This window comes from Dyella sp. PARNA 12/25, assembly GCF_055702865.1.
Window position 1 is genome coordinate 860896 of sequence record NZ_JBVQCI010000001.1, and the last position, 25087, is coordinate 885982.

A 25087-nucleotide genomic window follows, 5' to 3' on the forward strand; every position below is an offset into this window, starting at 1 on the left:
TGTCGCAGCGAAGCCTGAGGAGGGGTCCGGAGGCGGCCTTCTGCTAACCTATACGGCTCTGTCTGGCGGTGCGCCGTCGGACGTGATTTGACGTGCTCCCCCAACGTTTTAGCAGAGGATTTCATGGCGCTTACCCCGGCCCGCACCATGCCCGGCGTGCTCGAGCTGTTGCCGCTCGACCAGATCGCGTTCCAGCGCATGCTCGACGTGATCCGCCGCAACTATGAGCGCTTTGGCTTCCTGCCGGTGGAGACGCCGGTGATCGAATTTTCCGACGTGCTGCTGACCAAGACCGGCGGTGAGACGGAGCGCCAGGTTTATTTCGTGCAGTCCACGGGCTCGCTGGAGCAGGGCGAGAAGCCGGATCTGGCTCTGCGCTTTGATCTCACGGTGCCGCTGGCTCGTTATGTGGCCGAGCACGAGCATGACCTGTCGTTCCCGTTCCGCCGTTACCAGATGCAGCGCGTGTACCGCGGTGAGCGTGCGCAGCGCGGTCGTTTCCGCGAGTTCTACCAATGCGACATTGACGTGATCGGCAAGGACAGCCTGTCGGTGCGTTATGACGCCGAGTTGCCGGCCGTTATCTATAGCGTGTTCCGCGAGCTCAACATCGGTCCGTTCACCATCCAGCTGAACAATCGCAATCTGATTCGCGGTTTTTACGAAACCCTGGGCATCGTGGATGCCGAGCAACAGATGCTGGTGCTCCGCGAGGTGGACAAGCTCGATAAGCGCGGCGCCGACTATCTGCGCGAAACGCTGACGGGCGAACAGTTTGGCCTCAGTGCGGAGACGGCGCAGAAGATCCTCGATTTCTCGCAGGTGCGTTCCACCTCGCTGCAGGATGCCTTCGACAAGCTCGATGCGCTGGGCCATGGCTCCGATGCCCTGGAGCAGGGTCGCGCCGAGCTCAAGGAAGTGCTGGGCCTGATCCATGATTTCGGTGTGCCCGAAACGCATTACGTGCTGAACTTTTCGATTGCGCGTGGCCTGGACTACTACACCGGCACCGTTTACGAAACCACGCTTAATGATCATCCGCAGATCGGCTCGATCTGCTCGGGTGGTCGTTACGAAAACCTCGCCAGCCAGTACACCAAGTCGAAGTTGCCCGGCGTGGGCATTTCCATTGGCCTCACGCGTCTTTACTGGCAGTTGCGCGACGCGGGCTTGATCGCCACCGGCCAGAGCACAGTCGATGTGCTGGTGACGCAGATGGACGAAGCCCAGATGCCAGCCTACCTAGCGCTGGCCAGCGAGCTGCGCGGTGCCGGCATCGCCACCGAGGTGGTGCTGGAAGGCGGCAAGCTCGGCAAGCAGTTCAAGTATGCCGACCGATCCGGCATTCGCTTCGTCATCGTGCTTGGCGAAAACGAGATCGCCAAGGGCGTGGTGACGGTGAAGGATCTACGCCGCGAGGATCAGTTCGAAGTTTCCCGCGCCGAACTCATCAAGACGTTGCGTGTCGAACTGGCACAGGCCGAAATCAGTCGCTGAGCGCACGCACGTGGATGGTCGCTACGCCGTCATGGCGTGGCGACTGCGACTTACCAACTCAATCACAGCCCGTCCGGGCTCGGAGCAAGCATGACGGCAAAGACGATACTCCTGGACGGCAATAGCCTGACCCGTGATCAGCTGGTGGCCGTGGCGCGCCAGGGGCTGCGCGTGGAGCTGGACGAAACGCAGCTTCAGCGCGTGCAGCATGCTGCCGATTTCCTGGCCGACAAGGTGAGTTGTGGTGAGCCGACCTATGGCGTGACCACGGGCTTCGGCAGCAACGCGGACAAGCTGCTTGGCGCGCATCGCATGCGTGACGAGCTGCCGGGCGGCAACCCGGATAAGCCCGAAGGCACGCTGCTGGAAGAGCTGCAGCACAACCTCATCACGACGCATGCGGTGTGTGTCGGCAAGCCGTTCGCACCTGATGTGGTGCGCGCAATGCTGGTGATCCGCATCAACACGCTGATGCGCGGCCACTCTGGCATTCGCGTAGAAACCTTGAAAGCACTCACGGCGATGCTCAATGCTGGTGTGGTGCCGGTGGTGCCAGAAAAGGGTTCGGTGGGCGCCAGTGGTGACCTTGCGCCGTTGTCGCATCTGGCGATCGTGCTGCTGGGCGGTGGCGAGGCGTTCTATCAGGGCGAACGTCTGAGTGGCGCCGAGGCGCTCAAGCGCGCCGGGCTCAGCCCCATCCGCTTGTCGTTCAAAGAGGGCCTCGCGCTCAACAACGGCACAGCGCAGATGCTGGCGACCGCGACGCTGGCGCTGGATGAACTGGAGCACCTGCTCGATCTCGCCGATCTGGCGGCTGCGATGACGCTCGACGCCTTCGCTGGTCGCAGCGGAGCGCTGCGCCCCGAGGTGCACGCGCTGCGTCCGCATCCGGGCCAGGTGGAGACCGCGGCTCATGTGCGCGAACTGCTGGAAGGTAGCTCGCTGGTCGACATTCCGTATCACCTGGTGCCGCGCTTCAAGCAGTGGACGGCTGAAGCCTGGGCCGATCCTGCTGATCAGGCGCTTACGTTCGATATTGGTTGGGATTGGGTGCCGGCCAATCAGCGCCACGGTCGTGAGGCGTTCTATTCGCGCTTCCTGCCGTTCAAGGGCGGCAAAAAGCACCAGCCGCAGGATGCCTATTGTCTGCGCTGCATGCCGCAGGTGCATGGCGCGGTGCGTGATGCCTGGGCGCAGGCCTGCCGTGTGATCGACATCGAGCTCAACTCGGTGACCGACAACCCGCTGATCTTCCCGGATGCCGAGGACGCGCAGTTCATCGAGGAGCAGGTGATTTCGGCGGGCCACTTCCATGGCATGCCGTTGGCGCTGGCGATGAGCTACGTGAAAGCGGCCATTCCTGTGCTCGCGTCGATCTCCGAGCGTCGTCTCAACAAGCTGGTGGATCCGGCCACCAATGACGGCTTGCCGGCCTTCCTCACCGGCAATGAAGACGGCACGGACTCTGGCTTCATGATCGTGCAATACACCGCCGCAGCCTTGGTGAATGACCTGGCTACGCGCGCGCATCCGGCCAGCGTGTACTCGGTGCCGACCAGCGCCAATGCGGAAGATCATGTCTCGATGGGCGCCAATGAAGCGCGTCATGTGCTGGAGATGATGGAAGACCTTGGCTACGTGATCGCGATGGAGCTCTACACCGCGGCACAGGCGCTGGATATCCGTCAGTCCATGCTCAATGCGGCCTGCCGCCTTGCTTCGCGGGGTGATTGGCAGGCGTTGGCGGGCAAGGTGTCCAATGCGCCGCGCGAAGGGCATGCCCACTACGCGCAGTTCGCAACTGAAGTGCAGCAGCTGACGGCGGCGCTGGCCAATGTGGGTGACTTCCACTCCGGTGTCGCCGTGCGCAAGGCGCACGAGGCATTGCGCAAGCACATTGGTTTCATGTCGCGTGACCGCGCGATGGATGGGGATGTGCGGACCATTTGCGAGCTGGTGCGGCAGCGGGCGTTTGCTCAGTAAATGGATGGAGAGAGGGGCGCTTCGGCGCTCCTTTCTTTTTGGTGGCGTGAGGTGGAGCGGGTCGCGCACAAGTGCGCTCCTACAGTGTGTTCCGCGCCCCATGTAGGAGCGCGCTTGCGCGCGACTCAATCCCGCGACCAGCCCGCTCGTCGTCATGGTCGTGCGGCCCATCCCAGCCAAAGCAAAGTCAAAGCGATCAATACGTTTAGCAGCAGGCGGGATGGCGGGCTCTACCACCATGCCAGCCACGCAAGCGTCACGCCCAGATAACTCATTGGGCGCTTGCGTGCATCACGCCGCCCGCGTGGGTGGGCGAATGGCGCCTGCTTAAAGGCCGTGCCAGTGGAGCAGGGGGTCGCGCTGGAGGTCGTCCGGATTGCCGGAGAGCATGGTGGTTGCCGCATCCAGCAGCTGGTGATCCACATCGTGGAAGCGGTAGGACTTGGCCGTTCTCGCAATGTCATCGAGAAGCAAGCCGAGTCCGAGCATATAGGCGCCGCACAGTGTCTCGTCGCGTCGTATGGCTGCCCGGTGGATGGCTGATGCCAGAGCGATGGCTGCGACCGAGGTCTTGTGGGGTTTGGGGCCGATCCTTCCTTCGAAGATGCCGGGTTTCCTGCCCCACACCTGGGTGACCAGCTGGTCTGCGAGCGTTCCAGGGGCGCCATCCAGAAAGCCTTGCTCGGCCAGTCGGCTGAGTACCCGGGTGACGGTCAGGGTGGCCTGCAGCTGGCCCGCATTGCCCCATGGTGCTTCGAAAGGACTCATCAGCAGCTCCTCCATGGCTGGGATCTTGCGACGAAGTCCTGCGGATGCTCGCAAGAAGTTGCTTGACTTGCGATATCCCAAAGGGTGGGTGGGCTGGTCGTTCATTAGTCCGGAAGGCTTAACCGAAGGCGCCGGCCCCCTTGCCGGCTGGCTTGCTGCGCTGCGGAACGTCGCGTATGATGCGCTCCATCGTATTAACGCATTAGTACATTATGAAGCGCCGATCGCTCGATCCCGAGACCCCTGCTGAGTCCGCTGAACTCAGTCTCTGCGAGGCTCTGCTGTCGCTGAAGAATGCCGAAGAGATGTCGGCTTTTCTGCACGACCTGTGTACGCCCGCGGAGCTGGAGGTGCTGGTGGACCGCTGGCGCGTGGTGCCTTATCTGCTGGACGAGGTGTCCTATCGCGAGATTCACGAGCGGACCGCGGTGAGCATCACCACCATCGGTCGCGTCGCGCGTTTTCTCAATCAGGGCAGCGGTGGGTATCTCGCTGCTGCCGCTCGAGCTGCCCGTCGCAAGGCGACCAGCAAGAAGGCAAAAGCATGAAGCCGCGCGACCGTCTACGCATCGCGATGCAAAAGTCCGGCCGGCTCACCGAGCCGGCGCTTGAGCTGCTCAACCGCTGCGGCCTTACTTTCCGGCAGAGCCGCGACAAGCTCTTCTGCTTTGGCGAGGGTGAGCCCGTTGACCTGCTGCTCGTGCGTGATGACGACATCCCGGGGCTGATTGCACAAGGTGTATGCGACCTGGGCATCGTGGGTCGAAATGTACTCAGTGAGTTCCAGTTCACGGCCGGCCGTGAAGGGCCTGAGCTGGCGGAGTGGCGACCGCTGGGTTTCGGGCGCTGCCGCCTCTCCATCGCCGTGCCCCAGGAGATGGATTACCGCGAGCCCGGACAACTGCATGGCCAGCGCATCGCCACGTCTTACCCCGGCTTGCTGGGTGAGTGGCTGCGTGAGCGTGGCGTGGAAGCCGGTGTGGTCACCTTGGCGGGCTCGGTGGAGATTGCCCCCAAGCTGGGTACGGCCGATGCAATCTGCGACCTCGTACAGAGTGGCGGTACGTTGGTGGCGAATCAGCTGCGTGAAGTTGAAGTGCTGCTGGAGAGTGAGGCGGTACTCGCCGGCCCGCAGGCGCTGCCGACCGACGAACGCGGCGACATGATCGACCTGCTGCTGAAGCGACTCGACGGCGTCATCCAGGTGCGCGAGTCGCGCCTGTTGCTGCTGCAAACCTCGCGTCACGCACTGGATGCGGTCATCCGCCTGTTGCCGGGCGGCCCGCAGCCGACCTTGCTGCCGGTGGCTGGGCAGCCCGACCAGCTCATGCTGCAGGCGCTGTGCGCTGGCGAGGTGAGCTGGCGTCAGCTAGAAGAGATCAAGAAGGCCGGTGCACGCGAAATGTTCGTGCTGCCGGTGGAAAAGATGCTTGCGTAATGCAGGCGACCGAAGGGTAGCGTGGCATGAACCGCCTAGACTGGAATGCATTGGATGGCGCTGGACAGCGTGCGGCGCTTGAGCGCCCCGCGCAGTCGCGTGCCGAGAATCTGCGCAACGGCGTCGAGCAGATCATTGCTCGCGTGCGCGCCGATGGCGACACGGCGCTACGTGAGCTGAGTGCGCGTTTCGACCGTTGCGTGCTCGATGTCATCGAGGTGACCGAGCAGGAGTTTCACGCGGCAGAGGCGCGCCTGGCGCCTGCGCTCAAGGCGGCCATCGAGGAGGCCGCTTCCCGAATCGAAGCCTTCCACCGCGTAGCGGCACCGAGCCCGGTGGCGCTCAACACAGCGCAAGGTGTGGTGGTCGAACGCGTGCTGCGCCCCATCCGTCGTGTTGGTCTCTATGTGCCAGCGGGTAGCGCGCCGTTGCCATCGACCGCGTTGATGCTTGGCGTGCCAGCACGCATCGCGGGGTGCACTGAAGTGGTGTTGTGCTCCCCGGCGCGAGCCGACGGCCGTTGCGATGACGCCGTGCTTTACGCCGCGCGCCTCACGGGTGTGCACCGGGTATTCAAGCTTGGCGGCGCGCAGGCCATTGCAGCCATGGCCTACGGCACCGAATCGGTACCCAAATGCGACAAGCTGTTTGGGCCGGGCAACTCATGGGTCACCGAGGCCAAGCTGCAGGTGTCCGGTGACCCGGATGGCGCTGCTATCGACATGCCGGCAGGTCCCTCCGAAGTGCTGGTCATTGCGGATGACGAGGCCAATCCAGTTTTTGTGGCGGCGGATCTGCTGTCGCAAGCGGAGCATGGTCCGGATTCCCAGGTGATCCTGCTCAGCCCGTCGGCAAGGTTGCTTGACGCGGTGGAGACTGAAGTGGCGCGGCAGTGCGCGTCCTTGCCGCGAGCGGAGATTGCAGAAATGGCCTTATCTCAAAGCCGCCTCATCGCCGTTTCGACTCTGACCCAGGCTATCGAGGTGAGCAACAGCTACGCTCCAGAACACCTGATTCTTCAGGTGGCCCAGCCACGTGACTTGCTGCCCGGCATCGAAAGCGCCGGTTCGGTATTTCTCGGTGCGTGGACGCCCGAATCGGTGGGTGACTACTGCAGCGGCAGCAATCACGTGTTGCCCACCTATGGTTATGCGCGCAGCTACAGCGGCGTATCGGTGGCCAGCTTCCAGAAACAGATCACGGTGCAGGAGCTTTCTCCGGAAGGCTTGCGCGCCATCGGTCCGTGCACGGCGACGCTTGCCGCTGCCGAGCAGTTGGAGGCGCACCGTCGCGCGGTCACCTTGCGTCTGGCCGCGCTGGAGAATGTGGCATGAGCGTGCTCGACCTCGCGCGCCCCGACCTTCGCGCCATGCAGCCGTATTCCTCCGCACGCATGGAGGCGAGCGGCGGCAAAGTCATGCTCAATGCTAACGAATCGGCCTGGGCACCGCCGGGCGATCACGGATTGGGTTGCAACCGATACCCTGATCCCCAGCCACGTGAGCTGACCGAAGCACTGGCGTCTCTCTATGGTGTGCGGCCGGAGCAGGTGCTGGTGGGGCGTGGCAGCGACGAGGCCATCGACCTGCTGGTGCGCGCCTTCTGTCGCGCCGGCCAGGATGCCATCGCCATCCAGCCACCCACATTCGGCATGTATGCCGTCTGCGCCCGCGTACAGAACGCTGGGGTGGTGGAGATTCCGTTGGCCAGCGATTTCTCGCTCGACGCGGATGCGCTGCTGGCGGCGATGACGCCAGCAGTGAAGTTGGTGTTCGTGTGCACACCCAACAACCCGACCGGACAGTTGGTGCCTACCGGCACGATCGAGCGACTGGCAACTGCGCTCGCCGGGCGTGCCATGTTGGTGGTGGACGAGGCTTACATCGAGTTTGCCGATGCATCGAGCGTGGCAGGTTTGATCAGCCGTTATGAAAACCTCGCGGTGTTACGCACCTTGTCGAAAGCCTGGGCGCTCGCCGGTGTACGCATCGGCAGCCTGCTCGCCAACGAGGAGGTCATTACCTTGCTACGCCGCATTATGGCGCCGTACCCGCTGCCGCGCCCCTGCATTTCGTTGGCGATGGAGGCGTTGTCCCGGAAAGGAAAGACGGAAGTTCAAGCCCATCTCGCCATCGTGCGCGAACAACGCGACCGCATGGGCAAAGCGTTGACCGAGCTTCCGGGCGTGCGTGAAGTGTTGCCGTCGCAGGCTAATTTTCTTGCTGTGCGTTTTGATGATGCGGGCGCGGTTTACCAGCGTCTGCTCGATGCCGGCATTGTGGTGCGCGATGTGCGTCGCTATCCCGGCCTTGGCGATGCATTGCGCATCACTATCGGCAGTGCGGAAGAAAACGACCGCGTGCTTGGTGCATTGAAGAGTCCGGCCATCGACGGCCGGGTGTTTGCCGACGGATCGGCATCAGGTAAATCATGAGCCGCAAGATTCTTTTCATCGACCGGGACGGCTGCCTGATCGAGGAGCCGGAAGATTTCCAGATCGACAGCTACGAAAAGTTCGCGCTGTTGCCCGGCGTGATTGCCGCCCTTCAGCGTTTCGTGGCTTCGGGCTACGAGCTGGTGATGGTCACCAACCAGGATGGCCTCGGGACGTCGAGCTTTCCTGAGGCGGATTTCACGGGGCCGCACGAGCTGCTGATGCGGATTCTGACTTCGCAGGGCATTCGCCTGCGCGAGGTGCTGATCGATCGCAGCTTCCTGCATGAGCGGAAGGACACGCGCAAGCCGGGTGTAGGCATGCTGCGCCACTACCTGGCCGATGACGGCTGGAGCCGCACCGCATCCGCCATGATCGGCGATCGCGACACCGACTTGCAGTTCGCCGCGAACATGGGCGTGCGTGGTCTTCGCGTGGGTCCGCAAGGCTTGAGCTGGGACGAGGTCGCGCACCAGCTGCTCGATGCTCCGCGTATGGCTACCGTGGATCGCAACACGCGCGAAACGCAGATCACCGTCAGCGTGAATCTGGACAAGGCTGCAGAACCGCAGATCCACACGGGGCTGGGCTTCTTCGATCACATGCTCGAGCAGATCGGCAAGCACGGCGGCTTTGCGCTGGCGCTGCGTTGCGATGGCGATACGCACATCGATGAGCACCACACCATCGAAGACTGCGCGCTAGCCCTGGGGCAGGCGCTGCGTCAGGCGTTGGGCGACAAGCGCGGTATTGCGCGCTACGGCTTCACCTTGCCGATGGACGAGTCGCAGGCGAGTGCGGCGCTCGATCTTTCCGGGCGCCCGTATTTCGTGTTCGAGGGGCAGTTCCCCCGTGAGCGCGTGGGGGATGTGCCAACCGAATTGGTGCCGCACTTCTTCCGCTCCTTGTGCGAAACGCTGGGCGCGAACCTGCACCTGAGTGTGAAGGGCGACAACGCCCATCACATGGTCGAGGCGTGCTTCAAAGTGGTGGCGCGTACTTTGCGCCAGGCCATCCGCCGCGAAGGCAGCGAACTGCCCAGCACCAAGGGAGCACTGTGATGAGCGTGGTGCTGGTGGATGCCGGCGGCACCAATATTGGTTCGGTGCGCTATGCCTTGCAGCGATTGGGTGTGGATGCGGCGCTGACGTCGGACGCTTCCGCCATCCGTGAAGCCGACAAGGTGATCCTGCCCGGTGTCGGTGCAGCAGGGCCGGGCATGGCCCGTCTGCGTGCGCTTGGCCTGGTGGATCTCATGCGCTCGCTTACCCAGCCGGTGCTTGGGGTGTGCCTCGGCATGCAGCTGTTGTGCGCGCATTCGGAGGAGGGTGACACGCCCTGTCTCGGCGTCGTGCCCGCCACCGTGCGCCGCTTCGAGGAGCAACCCGGGCTACGTGTTCCGCATATGGGCTGGAACCAGCTTCGGCCGACTCGTGGGCATCCGTTACTCGCGGGTTTGGACGAGGGAGACTGGGCCTATTTCGTGCACAGCTACGCCGTACCCACCGGCGACTATGCGCTGGCCACGACCGACTACGGCGGTGAGTTCGCCTGCGTGATCCAGCGCGGCAACTTCCACGGCATGCAATTTCACCCGGAACGCTCGGCTGAGGTCGGCGCCCGTCTGCTGAAGAACTTCCTAGAGCTATGAGCTTCACAGTCATTCCAGCGATCGACCTTCGCGACGGACGCGTGGTGCGCCTCAAGCAAGGTGACTACGCGCAACAAACCACCTACGCCGCCGTACCGCGCGAGCTTGCCCGCGATTATGCAAGTGCGGGGGCCGCATGGTTGCATCTGGTGGATCTGGATGGTGCGCGCGGCGGCAGTCTGGACAACCTGACTGTGATCGAGCAGATAGCCAGTGATGGCATGCACATTCAGGCGGGCGGGGGCGTGCGTTCCGAAGCCGACGTGCAGCGATTGTTCAACGCGGGTGTATCGCGTGTGGTGCTTGGCAGCCTGGCCATTCGCGAACCGGAACAGGTGGCCGGCTGGCTGGCGACCTATGGCGCTGATCGCTTCACCCTTGCCCTCGACACACTGCAGAAGCATGGCGCTTGGACTCTGCCGAGCGCGGGTTGGACCGAATCCGAGTCACAGACGCTTGATGATCTTGCCCCGTGGTATGCCGCGCGAGGTGCCAGGCATTTGTTGTGTACGGACATCCACCGCGACGGCATGCTGGCGGGCTTCAATCTCGATCTTTACCGCTATCTCGCCACCGCCGTGCCCACGCTTGCCGTGCAGGCATCTGGCGGCGTGCGTTCGCTCGATGACATCCGTGCGGCGCGCGAGGCAGGCGCGCAGGGCGTGATTCTTGGCCGAGCGTTGTTGGAAGGGCGTTTCACTGTGGAGGATGCACTCGCATGCTGAGTCGACGCATCATTCCCTGTCTGGACGTGCGTGACGGCAAAGTCGTGAAGGGCGTGCGCTTTCGCGACCACCTCGTGGTAGGTGAAATTGTCGATCTCGCCCTGCGCTATCGCGATGAAGGCGCCGATGAGCTGGTGTTCTACGACATCACCGCCAGCCCGGAAGGACGCAGCGTCGATCGCAGCTGGGTTGAGCGGGTGGCACGAGTCATCGATATTCCGTTCTGTGTGGCGGGCGGTATTCGTAGTGTCGACGAAGCGCGAGCCGTGCTGCATGCGGGTGCCGATAAAATCTCGGTAAATTCCCCCGCGCTGGAACGACCGGCATTGATCGGTGAACTGGCTGGCGCATTCGGCGTGCAATGCGTGGTGGTGGGTGTCGACAGCCTGCTCGACAGCGATGGCGAATGGCGCGTGCGCCAGTACACCGGCGACCCCTCGCGCACGCAGGCGTTGCCGCGCCGCACGCTGGATTGGGTGGTGGAGGCGCAGGAGCGCGGTGCCGGGGAAATCGTGCTCAACTGCATGGGCAGCGATGGTGTGCGTCAGGGCTATGACCTGGACCAGCTCGCCGTGGTTCGCGCCGTTTGCCAGGTGCCATTGATCGCATCCGGTGGTGCGGGCGCTTCGGAGCATTTCCGCGATGCCTTTACCGAGGCCGACGTCGATGGCGCGCTGGCGGCCAGCGTGTTTCATTCAGGTGCCATCGCTATTCCGGATCTGAAGCAGTCGCTGGCGGGCTGGGGTGTGATGGTACGGCTTTAGGAATTTGTGGAAGTTGTCTCAAATACGACGCACCTTATTTATAGGCCGTCATTCCCGCGAAAGCGGGAATCCAGTGTCGTGGTTCTTGCAAGCGCTCAAAGGCACTGGATTCCCGCTTCCGCGGGAATGACGTTTCGATACTTTTGGCTGCCTTCTAATGTGAGATAGGTTCTGGTGAGAGATGTGGAGTGAGGGACAAGGCCTGCTCTGATCAATCGCGCCACTTCACTTGTTGCTCGCATGAGGTTTCATGATGACTCCGACTTCCCTCGACAACTCTCAACTCGACTGGGCCAAGGGCGACGGGCTGCTTCCCGTCATCGTGCAGCACTGGCTCACTGGCGAAGTGTTGATGCTTGGCTACATGAATGCAGAGGCGCTCGCGCAGACGCAAGCCACCGGAAAAGTCACCTTTTTCAGCCGCAGCAAGCAGCGACTGTGGACCAAGGGTGAAACCTCTGGCCACGTGTTGACGCTTAAATCGTTGCGCAAGGATTGCGACGCGGACACGTTGCTAGTCCAGGCGGAGCCGCATGGTCCGACCTGCCACAAGGGCACCAGCAGTTGTTTTGGCGACGACGTGCAGCCTACGCTGGGTTTCCTCGCTGAGCTGGATACCTTGGTGGCGCAGCGATACGCCGAGCGCCCACCGGGCAGCTACACCACCCAATTGTTCGAAGGCGGCATTCGCCGCATGGCGCAGAAGGTGGGCGAGGAGGGTGTGGAAACCGCACTCGCTGCCGTGGTCCAGGATGATGAAGCTTTGCTGGGTGAGGCCGCTGATCTGATCTATCACTTGACGGTGGTCTTGCGCGCACGTGGGCTGGGGTTGGCCGAGGTATCGGCGGTATTGGCACAACGGCATTCAGTGCGTGGGGCGCACGGAACTGTATAGCCCTGCAATACCTTGCGACCCGGGCGTCATAACCTTCCGGGAATAAGCACCGGCGCAAGTCGACAGATGGCTAGCGTCGCCTTAACGGGCACTATGATTGATTCTGTACCGGGCACGCAGACATGCCGGGGACAGCACTATGCCAATCGCCACCAGGCGCTTCATGCGGATGGGCAACACGGGTTCACGCGCGCGGAGTCGCGCACTTTGATGTGCTGATGCTGCGGTCGCGCCTTCGAATGTGAAGGTCGCTTTCACCTGGGTTTTCAAGCAATGGGATGCAAACGGGGTGACCTGCCGCCGGCAGATCGCACGGGTTTGTGCCCTCAGTCCGAGGAACAGTGCATGGCTGATATCGCAGTAATCGGTGGTGGTGCTGCCGGGGCGGCCGCATTCGGGGAGCTGCTCGCCCGCTTCGATGCGGGCACGATCCATTGGATCGTTGGCCAGCATGAGCCAGGGCGTGGCGTGGCTTACGCCACACGCGATGACCGGCACCTGCTCAATGTGCGGGCGTCGAGCATGGGCGTGTTTCAGGAGCACGGTGACGATTTCATCCAGCATGCCGCCCGTCAGCTCGGACAGGTGAAGGGCACGGATTTCCTGCCGCGCCGAGTGTTCGGCGATTTCATCCAGGCACAAGTCGGCGCGCGCATCGATGCGGCGCGTCGTGCGGGGCGTAGTTTCCGTATTCATCCGGAGAGCGCGCGGGAGATCGTCCCGCGTGGCGAGAACGGTTATGGCGTGCGCGTTGGGCCTGACCGATGGCTTGATGTCTCTCATGTGGTTCTCGCGGTAGGCGCGTTGGCGCAGCGCCCCTTGCGCACGGTATCGAGCACAGCCCTGGCCAGTGGTGCGTACGAGCTGGACCCGTGGCGGCTGGACCGGCATGTCAAAGCACCGCGCCGCGTGCTGGTGATCGGCACGGGGCTGACCGCGGTCGATACGCTGCTGTCGGCGGCGGTGCGTTGGCCCCATGCCGAGCTGGTGGCAGTGTCCCGGCATGGGCTGTGGCCGTTTACGCATTCGGCCTTGCCGCTCGGTGCGTATCCCGCGCAGGCTGAACTCAACCAGGCGCTCCTCGATTGCGACGGCGTGGCGCCCATGCTGCGCGCAGTCCGTCGCGCCATCGAGCGTGCGCCGGAAACAGATTGGCGCAGCGTCATCGATGGCATGCGACCGATCAATGCGCTGCTGTGGCAGCGACTCAGTCATGACCAACGCCGGCAGTTCCTGCGCCACGTGCGCTGGATCTGGGAGGCGTCACGGCACCGCATGGCACCTGCATCTGGCGAGGCGATCTATCAATTGCAGGAAGAGGGCCGCCTGCAGGTGTTGGCTGCGCGCGTGCTCGATGTCGATGGCACGGCGCCATTGCAGGTGATATTGCGCGAACGTGCGACCCAGTTGGTAAGCGTGCTGGAGACTGATCTTGTAATCCAGGCTACCGGGCTGGATACGGCTGTGGCTTATGGCGCGCATGAACTGCTGTCCCAGCTCTTGAGTGACGGCCTCGCCGTGGCAGATGCGTTGCAGCTGGGCATCCTCGCGCAGCCTGATGGCCAATGGCTTGGCCCGGCGGGTGAACCGCGCCAGGGTTTGTATGCCATCGGTTCGCTGCTGCGTGGCAACTTGTGGGAGTGTACGGCCATGCCCGAGATTCGCGCGGCGGCGCATCGACTGGCGACGCAGCTGGCTCAAGCAGTTGCGGGCGATGCATGTGGCAGCTTTGGGGAGCGACCGTGAAGCTGATTCATGCCAGGGGTGCGCTGATTTTGCGCAATGCGCCGACATGTCGTTATGACATATTGCGATTTCGTCTGGCTGCGTATCCCCGATAGTCTGACCTTTCATCGTTCCGCAGGAGACATCATGAAGAAGTTCATCCTTGTCTTGCTCACCACCGTCGGCGTGTTGTTGGCCGCAGCGGCGGCGGCCAAGGACGTTACCTTGCTCAATGTCTCCTATGACCCGACACGCGAGCTATATCGGCAGATCAACAGCGCTTTCGTGGCGCAGTGGAAGGCGCAGCATGGCGATGGTGTCACCATCCAGATGTCGCACGGTGGCTCGGGCAAACAGGCGCGTTCCGTGGTGGATGGCCTGCCGGCGGACGTGGTGACGCTGGCACTCGCCTACGACATCGACGCCATTGCCGATCGTGGTCTGGTGGCCAAGGACTGGCAGAAGCGGCTGCCGCATAACGCATCGCCCTACACCTCGACCATCGTGTTCCTGGTGCGCAAAGGTAATCCCAAGGGCATTAAGGATTGGGCGGACCTGGTGCGTCCCGGTGTACAGGTGGTGACGCCGAATCCGAAGTCGTCCGGTGGCGCACGCTGGAATTTCCTCGCCGCCTGGGGTTATGCGTTGAAACAGCCGGGCGGCAGCGATGTGACGGCCAAGGCCTATGTGACAGAGCTTTACAAGCATGTGCCCGTTCTCGATACCGGCGCACGCGGCGCTACCAACACCTTCGTCCAGCGTGGAATCGGCGACGTGCTGATTGCGTGGGAGAACGAAGCGCTGCTCGCACAGCGACAACTTGGCCAGAACGCATTTGAGATCGTTGTGCCGTCCGTCACCATCGTGGCCGAGCCGCCGGTGGCGGTCGTGGATGCCAATGTGGACAAGCGCGGCACTCGCGCCGTAGCGCAGGCGTACGTGGAGTTTCTCTACTCGCCACAGGGGCAGGAAATCGGCGCGAAGAATTATTACCGCCCGTACTCATCGGATGTGGCTGCACGTTTCGCCAGTCAGTTTCCGGCGACCCATACCTTCACCATCAGCGAGGTGTTTGGCGATTGGCGGCAGGCACAGGCCAAGTTCTTCAAGGACGGTGCCATCTTCGATCAGATAGGCGCGGGGCGCTGAGCGAATGCGGCGACGAGTGCTCCCAGGTTTCGGCATCAGCCTGGGCTATGCGCTGGCCTACCTGGGGTTGATCGTGTTGCTGCCGTTGGCCGCGCTTGCCTGGAAAGCATCAGGCATAGGGTTCCATGAGTTGATACGCCTGCTCTCTGCACCAAGGACGCTCGCTGCGCTGCGGCTGAGCCTGGGTGGTGCGTTGTTGGCGGCGCTGATCAATGCCGTGATTGGCCTGCTGGTGGGGTGGGTGCTGGTGCGCTACCGCTTCCCAGGAAGGCGCCTGTTCGACGCATTGGTGGATTTGCCGTTTGCGTTGCCGACGGCGGTGGCCGGTATTGCGCTGACTAACCTCTATGCACCCAACGGTTGGCTGGGTGCCTGGCTTGAAAAACTGGGCATCAAGGTCGCCTATACGCCGTTGGGCGTATTCGTGGCGATGGTTTTTGTGGGTTTTCCCTTCGTGGTGCGTACGCTGCAGCCCGTACTGAGTGCACTTGAGCGCGATGTGGAAGAGGCCGCGGAAAGCCTTGGCGCACAACGTTGGCAAACCTTTTTCCGGGTGATCCTGCCGATGCTGACGCCCACGCTGCTGACCGGTTTTGCTCTCGCGCTGGCCCGTGCCGTCGGTGAGTACGGCTCGGTCATCTTCATTGCGGGCAATATTCCGATGCATTCGGAAATTGCGCCGCTGCTGATCGTGCAGAAGCTGGAGCAGTTCGACTATGCCGGTGCGGCTGCGCTTGGCGCTGCGATGTTGCTGCTTTCCTTCGTATTGCTTGTACTGGTTGCCTTGTTGCAACGGTGGAGCAATCGCTGGGCGGAGCACGCGTCATGAGCGCACGCATGGCTTCGCGCCGCATCGGTTGGCCCCGTCGCGTGGTGCACGTCGGGTTGATCGCGGTTGCCCTGGTGTTTCTGGTGCTGTTCTTGCTGCTGCCGTTGGCGACGGTATTTGTGGAAGCTTTTCGGCAGGGTGTCGTGCCTTATTTCGAAGCCATCCGACAACCGGAGGCGATGGCCGCCATTCGACTCACGCTGATCGTCGCGGTCATTGCCGTTCCGCTCAACGTCGTGTTCGGCATCGCAGCAGCCTGGGCGATGACTCGCTTTGAGTTTCCCGGCAAGTCATTACTCGGCGCGCTGATCGACTTGCCATTCTCCGTGTCACCGGTGATTTCCGGCCTGGTCTACGTGCTGTTGTTCGGCGCCCAGGGTTGGTTTGGGCCCTGGCTGGATGCGCACGACATCAAGATCATCTTCGCGGTGCCTGGGCTGGTGCTGGCAACCATCTTCATCACGCTGCCTTTCGTAGCGCGTGAACTGATACCGCTGATGCAATCGCAGGGCAGTGAGGAGGAAGAGGCGGCGCGCGTGCTGGGCGCGAGTGGCTGGCAGATGTTTTTCCGCGTGACGCTGCCCAATATCCGCTGGGCACTGCTCTATGGCGTGTTGTTGTGCAATGCGCGCGCCATGGGCGAGTTCGGCGCAGTTTCCGTGGTGTCCGGGCATATCCGGGGCCTTACCACCACCATTCCGCTGGAAGTGGAGATGCTTTACAACGAGTACGACTACGTGGGTGCGTTTGCCGTGGCCTCGCTGCTGGCCTTGCTGGCGCTGGTGACGCTAGCAGTGAAAACCTTGCTGGAATGGCGCTACAGCGACGAAATAGCCGCGCATGCGCCGGGCGGGCACTGACATGGCGTTGGAACTGTCACATCTCAATCGCCGCTTTACCGGGTTCGCCGCGCTGAACGATGTCAGCCTGACCATTGCACCCGGTGAATTCCTCGCCTTGCTCGGTCCGTCCGGCTCGGGCAAGACAACCCTGCTACGCATCCTGGCGGGCCTGGATTATCCCGATAGCGGCAGCGTGGTAAAGGACGGTGAGGATTTCCTGGCGACGCCTGCACGCGAGCGCCGCATCGGCATGGTGTTCCAGCACTATGCGTTGTTCCGGCACCTTACGGTGATCGAGAACATTGCCTTTGGTTTGCGTGTGCGTCCGTGGCGATCGCGTCCCTCTCGCCGCGACATTCGCGAGCGCGTTGATCGCCTGTTGCGACGAGTACAACTCGACGGTTTGGGCGGCCGTTTTCCCACCCAGCTGTCAGGCGGCCAACGGCAGCGTGTGGCGCTGGCGCGTGCGCTTGCGGTGGAACCGGACATGCTGCTGCTTGACGAGCCGTTCGGCGCGCTCGATGCACAAGTGCGTGTTTCGCTGCGTCGCTGGCTACGCGAGCTGCACGAGGAGCTGGGGCTCACCACGGTCTTCGTGACCCACGATCAGGAAGAAGCGCTGGAGCTGGCGGATCGCGTGATCGTCATGAACAACGGTCGCATCGAGCAGGTTGGTCCGCCGGAAGAGATCTATCAGCAGCCGGCCACACCTTTCGTTTGCGAGTTCATCGGCAAGGTCAATCGCCTCACGGTGCGCCGCCAAGGGGCCGGATTTGCCGCTGGGGACTGGCTGCTGGAGGACGACCCCTGGCGAGGGCCATATCCCGAGGCCGTGGCCTACGTAAGGCCCGAGCAATTGCGTGTGGCGGCATCTTCATCGCAGTCCGGCTGGGAGGCTCGCCTGCGCCACATCTACCTGGCGGGTAGCGTGGCGCATCTCGACCTGTACGTGCCTTCGCTCGACCAGGCGCTTGAAGCGGATGTCGCCAGTGAGGATCTGTCACGCCTGGGCATACAGGCTGGGATGGATTTGCGCGTAGCGCCGCGCAGTGCGGTGCTGTTTCCGAAGGACGGCGGCCGCGCACTCAGCGAGGAGCGTTGGATCTGGCATGCGCGGAGCCCGGTGCCCGCCTGATCGCTCTCCGGGGATCAGCGATTGCTTGAGTGACGCAGAAGGATCGCTGGCGCGGCCGGTTTGAACGCCACCGTCGGCCCCGTCACGACGTGACGACGCCAAAGCGCGAGCTGATCGGCGATGCCGGCGCCGACATTCATCTGGGGCTCGGATGGCGTGAGTTTGTCCTTTGCTTCCCACTGCGCGATTTCACCCGATGCCTGGCGGAAGGCCTCCATGAAATCCGGCGTGCGATTGAGTCCATCGACCAGCCAGGCGCGGCCGAAATAAGTGATGTCCGAATCCGAGCCGCAGCCGAAAGAGCTGCGGTCCGTCCGCGCAGCGGTGATCACCAGCGTGCCGCTGCCTTGCAGGGCAGGGACGAAACCGCCCGAGTAACACGCGTTCACCACCACCACTTTCCATTTGAACGGGCGCTTGCCGAGGATGTCGGCCAGGTCGGCGGCGCCGATCTGGTCCAGTGGCAGCGGATCCATGTCGACGAGCAGGTTGTGGTCCTCGTCGCCGTGCGTGGTCATGTAGAGCAGCAGGATGTCTTCATCCGGCTTCATCACATCCGCCAGACCGTCCAGCGACTCCTCCAGATTGCTCCAGGTGGCCAGCGGGCGTTGTTCGAGCGCTGCGGGGTTGTTCTCCAGCACCATCACATGGGTGCCGGCGCCAAAACGTTCCGGGAACAGTTTGGCGGCGTATTCGGCCTCGTTGCGGAAGACGTCTTCGCCGCCATCCCCACCGAAGGCGAGCACATAGAGATTGGGCCGGCCCGCGATGCGAGGGCTGAGCTGTGCCAGCGCCTTGTGCACCATGCTGTGCTGCGCATACATCACCTGCTCGGGTGAGAGCGCCTGCTGCGGCCAGTTGTCGGCGCCGGCGGTGCCTTCCTCTTCGCTGGAGGTGCTCTCGGCAGGTGCCGGCGCCGCGATGGTCTGCGCGGCGTGGTGGTTGCCGGTATCGGGCGCTGCAGTCGGTGGCGCGTGGTGAGACAGGCCCACCATGAGCAACACACCGGCCGCGAAGGCGAGCAGGGCAGTCAGTGCAGTGCGCATGATGAGGGCTCGCTGGCGAGTCAGAGAACGATATCGTCGAAATGGCGGTAAGCAGGGTGCCGCGGAGCTTCCGGCATGTCGAGCGGCGCGCGCAGCAGCCAGCCGGTGTGGAAACCGGCTGCCTTGGCGGCATCCAGTTCTTCCACGATATCGGAGAGGAACAGGATGTGCCCCGGCTGCTCATCGATGGCCGCAGCGATTTTCTCGTAGGAGGTGCGTTCGCGCTTGGGCCCGGTTTCGGTATCGAAATAGCCGGAGAACATCGGCGTCAGGTCGCCCGCCTCGCTGAAGCGGAAGAACAGCTTCTGCGCCGGCACCGAACCCGAGGAATACACGTAGAGATGCAGCCCATCGCCACGCCACGCGTGCAGCCGGGCGGACACCTCCGGGTAGACATGGGCCTGGAAATCGCCGTTCTCGTAGCCTTCCTTCCAGATCATGCCCTGCAGTGCCTTGAGAGCCGTGGACTTGCGGTCCTCGTCGATCCAGCGCAGCAGCATCTCGATCACTTCCTGCCGCGGCGCCTCGATGATGCCGGCTTCCTTGGCGGCCTCGTGCAGCCAGTGCTGCACCTCGGGCGTGTCGCCATGGGTCTCGACAAAGGCTGGCAGGCGCTTGCGTGCATAGGGAAACAGCACGTCCTTGACGAAGCTGATCGAGCTGGTGGTGCCCTCGATATCGGTGACGATGGCGCGAATGACAGTCATGCGGGGAAGCTTGGAATGCAGGGACGACAAGCTTACCCGGCCCCGGGCGTCAGGGGCGAGTAGCCGTAGCCTGAGGCATGATGTGGTCGATACCTGACCGGGCGCCGCCCCTAGGGGGCACACCCCGGCCGCAGCCGGGGTGACGGAATCGTCAGGCTGCCGCCGTGGCGTGCGGGATCATGCGGGGAAAGCGCTGGGCAATGTCCTCGCCGGTGAACTGGGCCACCCAGCCATCCTTGTTGGTGAACAGGCGAATGGCGACAAAGTACGGCGATTCACTCATGTCGAACCAGTGGCGGGTGTTGTCCGGCACGCCGATCAGGTCGCCCTGTTCGCAAAGCACGTCATAAACCTTGTCGCCCAGGTGCAGGGTGAACTGGCCGGCTCCCGCGACGAAGAAGCGCACCTCGTCCTCGCTGTGCGTGTGTTCGCTGAGAAACTTCTGGCGCAGCGTGGCGCGATCCGGGTGATCGGGCTTGAGGCTGATCACGTCGACGGCTTGATAGCCTTCTTCCGCCATCAGGCGATCGATATCGCTGCGGTACGCGGCAATGACCTCTTCCTGGCTGGCGCCCGGCGCGATCGGCTGACTGGCCTCCCAGCGTTCGAAGCGAACACCCATCTTCGCCAGCTCACGCACGATGTCGGCGTGGTCGGTATGCACCGATAGAGGCGTTTGGGGTTGGGTATCGCTGAAAATGCGCAGACGACTCATGCCGACAACCTCCGCAGATCAAGTTCGCAGGCGAGCAAAAATTCCAGCGCCTCAAGATGGCGCCGCGTTTCGGCCATGTCACGACCCCAGGTATAGATGCCGTGGCCGTTGATCAGGTACGCGTGCAGGGGGCGTCCGCTATCCAGCCACGCATCGACCTGCGCTACCAGTTCGGGCATGTGCTGCGTATTGGGAAACACCGGAATGGCCAGTTCGGCGTCGTGGGTGGTCTGCCCGGAAATGGCCTTCTGTAGTTCCCAGCCTTCCAGTTTCACCACGCCTTCCGCTGCAAATAGTCGCGAAGCAACGCTCTGTGTACGTGAGTGCGTGTGCAGCACCACCTGGATCTCGGGAAAGCGTCGATAGATCTGCGTGTGCAGGTCGGTTTCCGCACTGGGGCGCGCAGCCGTGCCCACCGCCTGGCCGTGCATGTCGATCACCATGATGTCGTCGCGACCGAGCTTGCCCTTGTCGCGGCCGGAGATGGTGATGGCCGCGTGATCGCCATCCAGACGCATGGAAAAATTGCTGCTGGTAGCCGGTGTCCAGCCCGCAGCGGCCAGCTCGCGCGCAGCATCGGCAATGGCGTCGGCGCGCTGCGCAAACAGCTCGGGTGAAATGGTGGCGGGGAGAACCTGGCTCATGATGTATGGACGTCCAAATGAGTGGGCACTATATCACGGCCGTTCTGCGCCAAAGGCCGAAAATGCGATCCATTCTCACAGCCTATTTCTCAGGCGAGTAGCATTCGGGGAAGTTCGGCCACGGGCGTGGCGGACGAGCACACTTTAGGGACGGAGATTGAATCCATGTCGCACGAGAAAGATATTGAATCGCGTCGTCGTTTTCTCAAGGCTGCCGCCGGGACTGCCGCAGCTGCCGTGGTGATGGGTGGCGTGCCGCGTTTCGCCCGCGCCACGGATCTGCCGCACCTGGCCGAGTCTGACGCGACCGCAAAGGCACTGGGTTACGTCGAAGACGCCAGCAAGACCACCGATGCAAAGCGCAAGGCCGGCGACACGTGCGCCAATTGCCAGTTCTACACCGGCGGCCCGTCGGGCTTTGGTCCGTGCCAGCTGTTCCCCGGCAAGGCTGTCAGCGCGAAGGGTTGGTGCGTGTCGCACGCTCCCAAGAAAGCCTGATCAGTTTCTGTCGCTGCACCATGCAAGGCCGGCCCTGGTGCCGGCCTTTGCTTTTCTTAAGCGCGGCTAACAAAACCTCTGCATAACCCTAAGGTGCGCGCTCACTTCGATTCGTTGGCGATGGTGTCGACGTGATCATCACGTGCATGCGCATGCACAACGCGTGAGCGAATGCGCTCATTGTTGTTTGCATGAAAGACAAAACTCGAACCGAAGAACTCGGTGAGTAGAAGATGCTGCCCAGACGCGTCAGGCCGAGGAGCTGACCCGCCTGACGCGCCGGGCGGCAATCCGGGGCCCACTGCCAAGTGATCAACCCACGGAGCACAGATGATACTCCTGGTGGGGCAGTTTGGGGCCCGCAAACGCCAAATTTTTCTCGAAAAACTCTCGTTAAAACGAGTAAAAACAATCACTTGAAACTCAATTGCAGACTGGGCCTCACGAATGATCGCCAACCGGCGACCATTCGTTCCTCAGGGCTTGGCTGGGTGAATTCCGCCATTTCGGCGAAATTCGGCCTTATTCGCCGACGATGCCCGGTTCCTGCCCGCTGGCGGGGGTATGGAGGCGGCTGTGGCGGATGCCATAGCCAAAATAAATGACCAGGCCGACCACGGTCCAGATGATCATCAGCAGCCAGTTGAACCAGGACATGGCCCCCAGCAGGGCCAGGCAGCTGAGCACGCCTGCCGGACAAATGAACCAGGCCCACGGCACGCGGAAACCGCGGTGCAAGTGCGGTGCTGTGTAGCGCAGGATCAGCACGCCCGCACAGACCGCCACAAAGGCGATGAGTGTGCCCATTGAGGTGAGGTCGGCAAGCAGATCCAGCGGGAACACGGCGGCAAGGATGGCGATGCCGATGCCGGTGATCACCGTGTTGATGTGCGGTGTGCGGTGCTTTGGATGAATGCGGTTGAACACCGGCGGCAGCAGACCGTCACGCGCCATGATCATGAAGATGCGCGGCTGGGCGATGATCATCACCAGGATCACCGACGACAGGCCGATCAGCGCACCGATTTCCACAATGAGGCGCAGCCAGCCGAGCTCAGGATGGTTCTTGACGGCGGTGACCACCGGCTCGCTGGTTCCCAGTTCGGTGTAGGAAATAAGCCCGGTGAGCACGGCGGCCATTGCCAGGTACAGAACAGTGCAGATCACCAGCGACACCAGCGTGCCGAACGGCAGATCGCGCTGCGGATTCTTGCATTCCTGCGCCGCAGTAGATGTCGCCTCGAAGCCGATATAGGCAAAGAACACCATGGCCGCGCCGCGCATGATGCCGGACCAACCGTACTTGCCTGGTCCCTCATTCGGCGGAATGAACGGGTGCCAGTTGGCCGGGTCGATATAGCGGTAGCCTGCGACCACGACGATGATGATCAGCCCGACCTTGAGCGCCACCATCAGCACGTTGAGGCCAGCCGATTCACGAATGCCGACGTAGCAAAGCCAGGTGAGCGCCAACACGATGGCCACGGCCGGCAGATTCATCAGATGCCCGGTGGTCACCAGATGCCCGTCGGTGAATGCGAGCGGTGCTTCGGTGAGCGCTTTCGGCAGATGAATGCCCATGTGATCGAGCAAGCTGGTGAAGTAGCCGGTCCAGCTGGCTGCCACCGCCGAAGCGGAGATGCCGTATTCCAGCACCATGTTCCAGCCGATAAACCAGGCCACTAGTTCACCCAGCGTTGCGTACGCGTAGGAGTAGGAGCTGCCCGAGATCGGGATCAGCGTGGCGAACTCGGCGTAGCACAGAGCGGTGAAGCCGCTGCAAATGGCCGCCAGGATGAACGAGATCAGCACTGCTGGGCCGGCGTGTTCCGCGGCGGCTTGGCCGGTGACCACGAAAATACCCGTGCCGATCACGGCACCAATGCCAAGCGCCGTGATACCCCAGGGGCCCAGCGTGCGGCGCAGTGTGGGGCCGTGGCATGGGGCGTCGGCATCGGAAAAATCAGTTTTGCGAGCGAGTAGCTGTTTGAGCATGCGTCGGTCTGGTGAAGCGAAAGGTGCTGGATGCACCCTCGATAGAAACGACAGGGCCGGCGACGTCGCCGGCCCTGGAACTCGGATCAGGCATTCTGCTTGCGCAGTTTGCTATGAGCGTAGCCGTAGAAGAAGTAGATCAGCATACCGACGGTGGTCCAGCCAAGCATCAGGGGCCAGTTGGCGCGGAACGACTGCCAGAACAGGTACAGGCAGATCACCGAACCGAAGATGCTCACGAACCACACACCCGGCACTCCACCAGGCACGCGGAACGAGCGCTCCAGTTCCGGGCGGGTGTAGCGCAGGATCAGCACGCCGATGCACACCGTGGTGAAGGCCAGCAGGGTGCCCATGGACACCAGCTCACCGAGGATGCTCACGGGGAACAGGCCCGCCAGGACGGCGGCGGCCACGCCAGCAATGATGGTGGCCACGTGCGGGGTGCGATGCGATGCGTGGACGCGCGACATCCGCGACGGCAGCAGACCGTCCTTCGCCATGCTGAAGAAAATGCGCGACGTGCCCAGCAACATCACCAGGATCACCGACGAAAGGCCAGCCAGTGCGCCGAACGAGACGATGGCCTTCAGCCAAAGCAACTGCGGATAGAGGCTCAGTGCGGTCGCCACCGGCTCCGGCGTGCCCAGCATGTGGTACGGCGCGATGCCGGTGAGCGTCAGCGCCATCGCGATATACAGCAAGGTGCAGATGAACAGCGAGCCGAGAATGCCGATGGGCATATCGCGCTGAGGGTTCTTGGCTTCGCCGGCGGCCGTGGAGACGGCGTCGAAGCCCACGTAGGCGAAGAACACCAGCACGGCAGCGCGGAAGATGCCGCTGTAACCGAAACGGCCCGGGCCTTCCTGCGGCGGAATGAACGGATGCCAGTTTTCCGGATTGATGTAACGGAACGCGAAGATCAGGAACAGCGCAATCACCACCACCTTGATCGTCACAATCACAGAATTGACGAAAGTGGACTGGGTGATCCCGCGGTAGCAGAGCAGGGTGAGCGCCGAGACGATGATCACAGCAGGCAGGTTGATCAGCGCGCCGGTCTGCACGATGCGGTGAGTTTCGGTGAAGCGGAGCGGCGCGCTGGAAAGATAGTCCGGCAGCGTCATCGATATGCCGGTCCAGTGACCCACAATGGAAAGGCACTCGTTGAAATAACCTGACCAGCTGGCGGCGACAGTTGCCACCGCGAACAGGTACTCAAGAACGAGGTTCCAGCCGATGAACCAGGCAACGATTTCACCCAGCGTGGCGTACGAATAAGCGTAAGCACTGCCGGAAACCGGGATCATCGCGGCGAATTCCGCGTAGCACAGGCCTGCGAAGGCGCAGGCGATGCCCGCGACGATGAAGCTGATGACCAGGGCAGGGCCGGCATGCTCGGCGGCGGCCTGGCCGGTGATCACGAAGATGCCCGCGCCGATGACGGCGCCGATGCCCAACGTGATCAGGTGGCGAGCGGTAAGCACTCGCTTGAGGCTGGCTTCGCCTTGCAGGCTGTCGTGGGGCAGTTCGCCCGCGTCGACGTGTGGCGACGCCTGAATCGGGTGCGTCGCGAACAGGTTTTTCAGCATGTCTCTCCCCTACCGCCTGTCGTGGTTCTTTCGTTTTTAAAAGCGTGAAACCGTG

The 25087-nt window shown here is 62.7% G+C and carries 24 protein-coding genes; 17 read left to right on the forward strand and 7 right to left on the reverse strand.

From position 1 onward, the window contains the following. Positions 1 to 123 precede the first annotated feature (123 nt). Both hisS and AC0GUR_RS04115 read left to right on the forward strand, forming a co-directional pair. The gene (gene hisS / locus AC0GUR_RS04110; RefSeq protein ID WP_472876195.1) at positions 124 to 1497 is read left to right on the forward strand and encodes a histidine--tRNA ligase; all 1374 of its coding nucleotides are present in this window, start codon (positions 124 to 126) and stop codon (positions 1495 to 1497) included. Positions 1498 to 1587: 90 nt separating this feature from the next. Beyond that, positions 1588 to 3480 carry an HAL/PAL/TAL family ammonia-lyase gene (locus AC0GUR_RS04115; protein WP_472876196.1) on the forward strand — a complete coding sequence of 631 codons (1893 nt, stop codon included), beginning with the start codon at positions 1588 to 1590 and terminating at the stop codon, positions 3478 to 3480. A gap of 327 nt (positions 3481 to 3807) precedes the next feature. Here the strand turns inward: AC0GUR_RS04115 and AC0GUR_RS04120 are convergent, their stop codons facing one another. Further along, positions 3808 to 4248, reverse strand: coding sequence for a hypothetical protein (locus AC0GUR_RS04120; protein ID WP_472876197.1), 441 nt, complete (start codon positions 4246 to 4248; stop codon positions 3808 to 3810). Positions 4249 to 4460: 212 nt separating this feature from the next. Here AC0GUR_RS04120 and AC0GUR_RS04125 point away from each other — a divergent pair, with 212 nt between their 5' ends. The 14 genes from AC0GUR_RS04125 to AC0GUR_RS04190 all read left to right on the forward strand — a co-directional run bounded on the left by AC0GUR_RS04125 (position 4461) and on the right by AC0GUR_RS04190 (position 17835). Further along, positions 4461 to 4796: a YerC/YecD family TrpR-related protein gene (locus AC0GUR_RS04125; protein WP_472876198.1), complete on the forward strand. Its 336-nt coding sequence runs from the start codon at positions 4461 to 4463 to the stop codon at positions 4794 to 4796. Further along, on the forward strand, positions 4793 to 5686 hold the full coding sequence (gene hisG, locus AC0GUR_RS04130; protein ID WP_472876199.1) for an ATP phosphoribosyltransferase: 894 nt from the start codon (positions 4793 to 4795) through the stop codon (positions 5684 to 5686). The genes AC0GUR_RS04125 and hisG overlap by 4 nt, the downstream gene beginning before the upstream one ends. Positions 5687 to 5712: 26 nt before the next feature. Next, entirely contained in the window at positions 5713 to 7020 is a 1308-nt protein-coding gene (gene hisD / locus AC0GUR_RS04135; protein ID WP_472876200.1) for a histidinol dehydrogenase, read from the forward strand. Next, entirely contained in the window at positions 7017 to 8120 is a 1104-nt protein-coding gene (gene hisC, locus AC0GUR_RS04140) for a histidinol-phosphate transaminase (RefSeq protein ID WP_472876201.1), read from the forward strand. Before hisD ends, hisC begins: the two co-directional genes overlap by 4 nt. After that, on the forward strand, positions 8117 to 9181 hold the full coding sequence (hisB, locus tag AC0GUR_RS04145) for a bifunctional histidinol-phosphatase/imidazoleglycerol-phosphate dehydratase HisB (RefSeq protein ID WP_472876202.1): 1065 nt from the start codon (positions 8117 to 8119) through the stop codon (positions 9179 to 9181). The genes hisC and hisB overlap by 4 nt, the downstream gene beginning before the upstream one ends. Next, on the forward strand, positions 9181 to 9771 hold the full coding sequence (hisH, locus tag AC0GUR_RS04150; protein WP_472876203.1) for an imidazole glycerol phosphate synthase subunit HisH: 591 nt from the start codon (positions 9181 to 9183) through the stop codon (positions 9769 to 9771). The genes hisB and hisH overlap by 1 nt, the downstream gene beginning before the upstream one ends. After that, complete coding sequence (gene hisA, locus AC0GUR_RS04155; RefSeq protein WP_472876204.1) at positions 9768 to 10496, forward strand: 1-(5-phosphoribosyl)-5-[(5-phosphoribosylamino)methylideneamino]imidazole-4-carboxamide isomerase; 729 nt, start codon at positions 9768 to 9770, stop codon at positions 10494 to 10496. Before hisH ends, hisA begins: the two co-directional genes overlap by 4 nt. Next, on the forward strand, positions 10490 to 11260 hold the full coding sequence (gene hisF, locus AC0GUR_RS04160) for an imidazole glycerol phosphate synthase subunit HisF (RefSeq protein ID WP_472876205.1): 771 nt from the start codon (positions 10490 to 10492) through the stop codon (positions 11258 to 11260). Before hisA ends, hisF begins: the two co-directional genes overlap by 7 nt. Before the next feature lie 253 nt (positions 11261 to 11513). Then, positions 11514 to 12155: a bifunctional phosphoribosyl-AMP cyclohydrolase/phosphoribosyl-ATP diphosphatase HisIE gene (gene hisIE, locus AC0GUR_RS04165; protein ID WP_472876206.1), complete on the forward strand. Its 642-nt coding sequence runs from the start codon at positions 11514 to 11516 to the stop codon at positions 12153 to 12155. Between the two features lie 345 nt (positions 12156 to 12500). Beyond that, a complete protein-coding gene (locus tag AC0GUR_RS04170) occupies positions 12501 to 13901 on the forward strand; it encodes an FAD/NAD(P)-binding protein (protein ID WP_472876207.1) in 1401 nt (466 codons plus the stop codon). Between the two features lie 126 nt (positions 13902 to 14027). After that, entirely contained in the window at positions 14028 to 15029 is a 1002-nt protein-coding gene (locus AC0GUR_RS04175) for a sulfate ABC transporter substrate-binding protein (RefSeq protein ID WP_472876208.1), read from the forward strand. A gap of 4 nt (positions 15030 to 15033) precedes the next feature. Next, positions 15034 to 15858 carry a sulfate ABC transporter permease subunit CysT gene (gene cysT, locus AC0GUR_RS04180; protein ID WP_472876209.1) on the forward strand — a complete coding sequence of 275 codons (825 nt, stop codon included), beginning with the start codon at positions 15034 to 15036 and terminating at the stop codon, positions 15856 to 15858. Continuing rightward, complete coding sequence (gene cysW, locus AC0GUR_RS04185; protein WP_472876210.1) at positions 15855 to 16718, forward strand: sulfate ABC transporter permease subunit CysW; 864 nt, start codon at positions 15855 to 15857, stop codon at positions 16716 to 16718. Before cysT ends, cysW begins: the two co-directional genes overlap by 4 nt. 1 nt (position 16719) lies before the next feature. Then, positions 16720 to 17835, forward strand: coding sequence for a sulfate/molybdate ABC transporter ATP-binding protein (locus tag AC0GUR_RS04190; protein ID WP_472876211.1), 1116 nt, complete (start codon positions 16720 to 16722; stop codon positions 17833 to 17835). 14 nt (positions 17836 to 17849) lie between these two features. Here the strand turns inward: AC0GUR_RS04190 and AC0GUR_RS04195 are convergent, their stop codons facing one another. The 4 genes from AC0GUR_RS04195 to AC0GUR_RS04210 form a co-directional block, all read right to left on the reverse strand. Next, a complete protein-coding gene (locus tag AC0GUR_RS04195; RefSeq protein WP_472876212.1) occupies positions 17850 to 18881 on the reverse strand; it encodes a C13 family peptidase in 1032 nt (343 codons plus the stop codon). 20 nt (positions 18882 to 18901) lie between these two features. Then, entirely contained in the window at positions 18902 to 19588 is a 687-nt protein-coding gene (gene mtnC / locus AC0GUR_RS04200; RefSeq protein WP_472876213.1) for an acireductone synthase, read from the reverse strand. Between the two features lie 151 nt (positions 19589 to 19739). Next, entirely contained in the window at positions 19740 to 20303 is a 564-nt protein-coding gene (locus AC0GUR_RS04205) for a 1,2-dihydroxy-3-keto-5-methylthiopentene dioxygenase (protein WP_472876214.1), read from the reverse strand. After that, positions 20300 to 20947, reverse strand: a complete 648-nt coding sequence (locus tag AC0GUR_RS04210) for a methylthioribulose 1-phosphate dehydratase (protein ID WP_472876215.1) — start codon at positions 20945 to 20947, stop codon at positions 20300 to 20302. The genes AC0GUR_RS04205 and AC0GUR_RS04210 overlap by 4 nt, the downstream gene beginning before the upstream one ends. A gap of 165 nt (positions 20948 to 21112) precedes the next feature. Here AC0GUR_RS04210 and AC0GUR_RS04215 point away from each other — a divergent pair, with 165 nt between their 5' ends. Further along, complete coding sequence (locus tag AC0GUR_RS04215) at positions 21113 to 21445, forward strand: high-potential iron-sulfur protein (protein ID WP_472876216.1); 333 nt, start codon at positions 21113 to 21115, stop codon at positions 21443 to 21445. Between the two features lie 522 nt (positions 21446 to 21967). Here AC0GUR_RS04215 and AC0GUR_RS04220 read toward each other — a convergent pair. Both AC0GUR_RS04220 and AC0GUR_RS04225 read right to left on the reverse strand, forming a co-directional pair. Further along, positions 21968 to 23440 carry an amino acid permease gene (locus AC0GUR_RS04220; protein WP_472876217.1) on the reverse strand — a complete coding sequence of 491 codons (1473 nt, stop codon included), beginning with the start codon at positions 23438 to 23440 and terminating at the stop codon, positions 21968 to 21970. Between the two features lie 86 nt (positions 23441 to 23526). Beyond that, positions 23527 to 25032, reverse strand: coding sequence for an APC family permease (locus AC0GUR_RS04225; RefSeq protein ID WP_472876218.1), 1506 nt, complete (start codon positions 25030 to 25032; stop codon positions 23527 to 23529). Positions 25033 to 25087: the final 55 nt, after the last annotated feature.